The sequence below is a fragment of the Cyanobium sp. BA5m-21 genome (genome assembly GCF_024346235.1).
Taxonomy (GTDB): domain Bacteria; phylum Cyanobacteriota; class Cyanobacteriia; order PCC-6307; family Cyanobiaceae; genus Cyanobium_A; species Cyanobium_A usitatum.
The window spans coordinates 44,666-50,943 of the sequence record NZ_JAGQCO010000015.1; the positions used below are offsets into that span (position 1 = coordinate 44,666).

Genomic DNA, 6,278 nt, shown 5'->3' on the forward strand with positions numbered 1-6,278 from the left:
AGCGTCCACCGCCGCCGGACTGGAATCGGCAACCTCTGTGCCGGATCGTGGAGAGGGCTGACGGATTGCAGGTGTTGCGTGATCCCCCACCCTAGGGACCAGCGAAGTGGCTGCAGCGCTCGCATGGGCCATCGGGAAGCACGGCACAGCGCAGCAGCGGGCTGCGGGCGTTGAAACGGCAATCGGGGTTCCCGATCACCCACTGGTTTTGCCACCAGCGGGCATCGGTGGGCTGGCGCTGAGGCTTCACCTGCAGAGCGACACTGGCAAGTTCGTAGCACCCATTGCGCAATTGATAGCGGTGGCGCCGCTGCAGCACCAGAAAACTGCGGCCGCCAGCCTCAAGCCAACGGCCCGGATGGGGCACCTCAGCCAGCTCTGGCACCTCAAGCCAATCGAGCAGGCGATCGCTGCCGATCTGGCGCAGCTCCACCCTCATGGCTCCAGCGGTTTCGGCTCCAGAGGCAGGCGCACCGAAAAGCCCCAAGTAAACAAGGCAGCCACCAGCAGCAGCAGCAGCCACTCCGGCGCCACCACCTGGGGCAGGCCCAGGCGCAGCAGCAGCTTCATACCCACCAGACCCACCGCCAGGTAGCCGGCCGTTTCCAGATGCTTGTAGACCTCAAGCCAACGAATAAACAGCTCTGCGGTGAGTCGCAGGGCGATAACGCCGATCACCCCACCGGCCATCACCAGCCACAGCCGATCACTCACCGCCACCGCTGCGGCAACGCTGTCAAGCGAAAAAGCCAGATCGGTAAGGGCCAGGGTGGCCACAATTGAGCCAAGCCCGGCGGGGTGCAGCGAGCCGGGCTTGGCTCCTGCAGTGGCTGCACCATCAGCAGCACCAGCCGCGCCGGCCCCCTCTTCGGGCTCAGACCACACCAGCAGCAGGTGGCGCCCGCAAAGCCACAGCAAATAGGCCGCCGCCGCCAGTTGCAGCGGCCAGAAATTCAGCACCCAGCGGGCAGCCACGATCAAACCAAGCCGAAAAACCAGGGCCAAGGCCAGGCCGAGGTTGAGGGCCTGGCGCTGACGGGCCGGATCCTCCAGGCCCCGGGCGATAGCCGCCAGGGCAATGGCATTGTCGGCGGAGAGCACCGCCTCTAAGGCCACCAACAGGGGCAGCAACAACAGCACCTCACGCCACTGGTCTGCCTGGTTCAGCAGGGGGGTGAGGGATTGGATCGACTCCGCTTCCACGGGCTGCAGCGGGTCAAGATGGGATTCACTCTAGAAAGCTGGGTTGGAGCATCCGTTAAGCGAACTGCAGTTCAACGTCCAGCTGCTCCATGCCGAACCAGGCAGCCGAGTGGTGCTGGTGCAAATAAGCCGTGCTGGCCAGGTAATCGACGCAGCACTGGGCGAAGCAGCGACCGCCGAGGCTGCAGAAGACCGAGCCCGCCAACGCCTGGGTGAACACCTTCCAGTAGCCGCGCCCCCTACTGCGAGCGCACCCACTGCGAACACACCCACGCCCGTCCGGATTAGTAGTACGCCCCCCCAGGTTCAGCCCAAACCCCAAGCCGAGCGCCCAGCGGCGCCCAGCCCCCCTCCGGCACAGGCGATCGAAGAACCGCCGGCCGACCCGGAGGATTGGAGCAGCGAGTTGGCCCGACTGGATTTACAGCTGCAGAGACTCGGCTGGAATCGCGAGCAGGAGGCCGTTTATCTCGAGAGGGTATTCGGCCACCCCAACCGCAACCGCCTCACCAGCTATGGGGACCTGCTGGCCTACCTACAGGCCCTAGAGGGCTTTGCCGATGGCAGCGACCCCGCCAGCGCACCACCCCCCTTACGCCGCAAGGAGCTGCTCAGCCAGTGTGAGGAGCTGCTTAGCCAGTTGCAGTGGGATCTGGGCCAGGGTCGTGCCTTCCTCGAGAAGCACTTTGCACTAACCAGCCGCCAACTACTTAGCGACAGCCAACTGCTTCAATTTAATATGTTGCTGGAAAGTGAGTGGCTCGCCCAAAGCTCACCCGCAACTTTAGGGAACTAAAAGTTCAGCTGGCTGGGGAAAGGGGGCTGGGTGGCCAAACAGGAAGCCCTGCCCCCTTAAGCAGCCCATCGCCAGTAGGGCTTCTGCCTGGGCTTCAAGCTCAACCCCTTCGGCGATCACATCCAAACCAAGATCGAGAGACAGCCTGATCATCGAGTCCACAACTACCCTACGACGAGGATGGTTCAGCAGACCGGCCGTAAAACTACGATCGATCTTGATTGCATCAATGGGCAGTTGGGATAGCCAGGACATACTTGAATAACCAGTACCAAAGTCATCTAGATATACTCTACAACCCACTGCACGCAGGATGTTCAGCTCGTTAATTGCGGTGCGAGGACGATCTATCAAGACGGATTCGGTGACCTCAACAGCCAGGCGCCCTAAATCAACCTCATAGCGCTCTGCGATGGCAATCATCCGCCCAGCAAGACCCTCCCGGCAGACTTGCAGCGGACTTATATTGATCGAAATTACAAGATCAGGGGCTGTATTCTCTGTCAATTTCAGCACCGCCAAGCAACGGTGCAAAACAAGATCACCCAATTGATCAATCAAGCCCACAGACTCGGCAACCGAAATAAATTCGCTTGGCGCCATCCAGGCACCCTCAAAATCACGAATACGGACGAGCGCCTCGAAGCCAATCGAATCCCGGCTCTTTAGATCAACAACAGGCTGAAAATCAACCTTAAGTAGATCACCATCAATTGCAGACTGCAACTGGCGCTTTATCAAAACTCCCCGCCTGACCTGAGCATCAATTACGTTGTCATAGATGGTGATTGAGCGCTCATCGCTACCCTTAGCCGCATACATCGCCAGATCAGCACGGCGCAATAACTCATCTACAGTGACCTCAGGATCATCAGTAGAGGCAATACCCACAGACATGCTGGGTGTAATCGAATAATCCTGTGAAATCCAGGGCTTGGAGACCAGAGCCTGCAAGCGTTCCGCCAGCCGTACTGCTGCCATTGGCGTGGGCACACCAGGGCTCAACACCACGAATTCATCCCCCCCCAGCCTGGCAAGCACATCCTCAGGACGAAGGGTGGATTGAAGCCGTTTACCCAACTCAATCAACAACTCATCACCAACTTGATGGCCGTAGGAATCATTTACTTCCTTAAAACGATTTAGATCGCAAAACAGTAGTGTGACTAAGCCGGGCCGACGACGTAGCTGCTGCAAGGCTATTGCAATCCGAGCGCGCAGGCCTCGACGATTGGGCAAGCCAGTCACGGGGCACTTCATCACCTTGGCCGCTAGAGCCAGCTGCTTCGACTGCAGATCTATATACTTTTTACTGGTTGACAACCATTTCTCTTCGATCTGCTGGCTTTTCTGCTGCAGCTCATCGAATGAGATCCGAGCACTCACATCCCGAAAGGAGAACATCAATGGATTTGGCACCTCCGTGACTACGGGACGCCATTCGATTTCCAGAGCATGCACCGGATCTTCACTGAGAATCACGGTGACAAAAACAGTCTTCAGCAATCCCCCTCGGGTCTGCTCAATGGTAAGGATTGGTTCACCAACAATATTTAGTGGCAGAATCCCGTGAAGATCCACTCCGAGTATCTCAAGCCTGGACTTACCTACAAATTTATCAAAAGAGGCGTTTGTCCACAGCACTTGGCCGATCGCATTGACCAGAACGAGTCCTTCACTTATCTGGCCAAGGGCAGAATCAAGCCGGCCCAAGGTGCGGCGCAACTCAACGACCAGTGTCGTTTCGTCATTTGGAGTGGAGGCTTCAGGCATCAGTCTCCATACAGCCTGGCAAGGGGGTGAGGGTGGCCCCGAAAACCCAGCCAGCCTCGCGCTTTTCTCCCAAAATGAAATGCTCAGACACCACCTCACTACCGTCGGCGCAGACGGTTTTCAGACGCAACGGGTGCGCAAGAATGGTGGACTGCTCCGTGGCCTGGAAGCGGGAAAAGCCCAACTGGTGAGACATCTGAAAAGCACCCGGCAAGATCAGGCTCAGGGGTTGGCCGCGCAACTGATCTTCAGTCCAGCCGTAGGCCTGCTCGAAAGCCTTGTTAATCGAAACCACTTGTCCTAGGGAATCAGCCAATACAAAGGGCCTATCTCCGTTCTGCAGGGATTCAATGGTGGGTTGAACAGAGGCCGCAGTGCTCTCTGGCTGGGACTGTTCGGTAGCCAAAATTTACTCGATCTATGGTTGAAATTATATGGTGCCCATTGAAAACTTTTGCGCAAACGGGCCGACCCAACCGTTTAGGTGCCGCAATGGCGGCGCACCAACTGAGCCCCCAGGTTCAAGCGGGTTTGATTGGCATAGGCCTCCCGCTCCAGTTGCCGCTCCTGCTCCGATGCCTGGCTGTAGACAGATTCATTCAGCACACCATTTAGGTGATCGGGCAAGGCTGAGGGCAAACCCAGGGGCCGGGGGCGGGAACGCAACCCCCGGTTGCTGCAGCTCTGGGCAACGTGAATCGCCTCATGGTTGAGCACCCGGGCAAACTCCACACTGCCCTTAGCCACCACCCGGGGCTGAATGCGCAGGGTCCGTGCTGCCGGGTCCCATTCCCCCGCCGCCCCAGGCTTGCGGGGCTGACCCAGCTCCAGACGCACCCCGGCTTTGGCCAGCACTATGAGCAGCTCACCGATCGCCAGGCGCTCGGCCCCAAAGCTGGGCGGGTTGGCGATCAGGGCCCGCAGCTCCGCCACAGACAGCCTGGGTTCGTTGGCCCGGCGGCGGTAGTGGTAACGCACCGCACCACTGGGAAGGGTTTCAGCCCGCGGCAGCCACTGACGATCAGCTGTAGCCAGTCGCTGCAGCAAAGCCGCCTCCTGTTCAGGCAGCAGACCTGCCGCCTGGGCCGTTGGGCGCGCAGGCTCGCTTGCCAAGCAAGCCCCCAGCAGAGCCAGCAAGCCGCCCAGCGCCAACACGGCTGGCGCCTTAGCCAGCCGGTTAGTAGGGAACAGGCTCTTGGTGTTGAACAGCCTCTTGGTGTTGAACAGACAGCTGGTCTTGGACAGACAGTGAAGTCGAAGCAGAAGTTGGCGGCAACCAACACCACTCTGGTGCCAGTTGCGAAGATCGGAGCCTTCTGAGATTCCCTGACCCCATGCCCCTCACCGCCCTGGTGCGCCAGCTGCAGCAGGTGCCCCTCACCGGCGAGGTTTTGCTGCGTCTGCAGCGGGCCGACCGACTGCGGCTCAGTGGGGCGGGGCGCAGTGCGCGGGCCCTGGTGAGCAGCGCCCTGGCCGGGGCTGCCGAGGCGCCCTTGCTTGTTCTGGTTCCGACCCTGGAGGAAGCGGGCCGCTGGGCAGCGCTGCTGGAGCTGATGGGGTGGAACAGCTGCCAGCTCTACCCCACCAGCGAGGGCAGCCCCTACGAGCCCTTTGACCCCACCAGCGAAATCACCTGGGGCCAGTTGCAGGTGCTCAGCGAACTGCTGGATGCCCCCCGCCGCCTGGCAATCGTGGCAACGGAAAGGGCCCTGCAGCCGCACCTGCCGCCTCCCGAAACCCTGCGGGATCAATGCCTGAGTCTGCGTAAGGGCGACACGATCGACCTTGAACAGCTCGCCACCACCCTCAGCCGGCTGGGCTACGAACGGGTGCCCACCATCGAGCAGGAGGGCAGCTGGAGCCGGCGCGGCGACATCGTTGATGTGTTTCCGGTGAGTGCCGAGCTGCCCGTGCGGCTGGAGCTGTTTGGCGAAGAACTGGAGAAACTGCGGGAATTCGATCCCGCCTCCCAGCGCTCCCTAGACGCCATCGAGGTGGTGCGGCTCACACCCACCGGCTACGGCCCCCTGATCGCCGATGCCCTGCGCGAGTCGATGCCGGATGGGCTCGAGCAAATGCTCAGCCCGGAGGCCCTCGAGCAGCTACTCGAAGGGGGCACCCCGGAGGGCATGCGGAGGCTGATGGGCCTGGCCTGGCAGCAGCCGGCCTCCCTGCTGGATTATTTGCCGCCCCACACCCTGATCGCCATCGATGAGCGGCGCCACTGCCTCTCCCATGGCCAGCAGTGGTTTGACCATGCCTGCGACCACTACGCCGACGTGGTGAAGGAGCTGGAACTAGAAGCCAGCGCGGCGCCGACGATCCTGCCGCCGCTCCTGCATCGCCCCGCGGCAGACGCCCTGGAGCAGGCGGAGGTATTTGCCGGTTTCGATCTGGCCGAGCTGCACGAAACCGACCAGCACCCCAACAGCTTTGACCTGGCCTCTCGCTCGGTGCCGGCCTACCCCAATGCCTTCGGCAAGCTGGCAGGCCTGGTGAAGGGCTT

The 6,278-nt window shown here is 60.8% G+C and carries 6 protein-coding genes and 1 pseudogene; 2 read left to right on the forward strand and 5 right to left on the reverse strand.

Annotated features, from left to right (window positions below; genetic code table 11):
* Positions 1 to 91 precede the first annotated feature (91 nt).
* Both KBY72_RS06595 and KBY72_RS06600 read right to left on the reverse strand, forming a co-directional pair.
* Positions 92 to 439, reverse strand: a complete 348-nt coding sequence (locus KBY72_RS06595) for a DUF6464 family protein (RefSeq protein WP_106501557.1) — start codon at positions 437 to 439, stop codon at positions 92 to 94.
* Positions 436 to 1,203 carry a TerC family protein gene (locus KBY72_RS06600; protein ID WP_254960631.1) on the reverse strand — a complete coding sequence of 256 codons (768 nt, stop codon included), beginning with the start codon at positions 1,201 to 1,203 and terminating at the stop codon, positions 436 to 438. Before KBY72_RS06600 ends, KBY72_RS06595 begins: the two co-directional genes overlap by 4 nt.
* A 43-nt stretch (positions 1,204 to 1,246) precedes the next feature.
* On the opposite strand from KBY72_RS06600, the gene KBY72_RS06605 reads away from it, so the two are divergent.
* A complete protein-coding gene (locus tag KBY72_RS06605) occupies positions 1,247 to 1,999 on the forward strand; it encodes a hypothetical protein (RefSeq protein WP_254960632.1) in 753 nt (250 codons plus the stop codon).
* On the opposite strand, the gene KBY72_RS06610 is transcribed toward KBY72_RS06605, so the two are convergent.
* The 3 genes from KBY72_RS06610 to KBY72_RS06620 all read right to left on the reverse strand — a co-directional run bounded on the left by KBY72_RS06610 (position 1,988) and on the right by KBY72_RS06620 (position 4,885).
* Positions 1,988 to 3,772 carry an EAL domain-containing protein gene (locus KBY72_RS06610; protein WP_254993291.1) on the reverse strand — a complete coding sequence of 595 codons (1,785 nt, stop codon included), beginning with the start codon at positions 3,770 to 3,772 and terminating at the stop codon, positions 1,988 to 1,990. The two genes, KBY72_RS06605 and KBY72_RS06610, sit on opposite strands and share 12 nt — an antisense overlap.
* Complete coding sequence (locus tag KBY72_RS06615) at positions 3,765 to 4,178, reverse strand: PAS domain S-box protein (protein WP_254993292.1); 414 nt, start codon at positions 4,176 to 4,178, stop codon at positions 3,765 to 3,767. Before KBY72_RS06615 ends, KBY72_RS06610 begins: the two co-directional genes overlap by 8 nt.
* A gap of 74 nt (positions 4,179 to 4,252) precedes the next feature.
* Positions 4,253 to 4,885 (reverse strand): hypothetical protein, encoded by a 633-nt coding sequence (locus tag KBY72_RS06620; protein WP_254993293.1) that lies wholly within the window; start codon positions 4,883 to 4,885, stop codon positions 4,253 to 4,255.
* A gap of 221 nt (positions 4,886 to 5,106) precedes the next feature.
* Here KBY72_RS06620 and KBY72_RS06625 point away from each other — a divergent pair.
* Positions 5,107 to 6,278: pseudogene (locus tag KBY72_RS06625) on the forward strand (transcription-repair coupling factor); the annotation flags it as partial.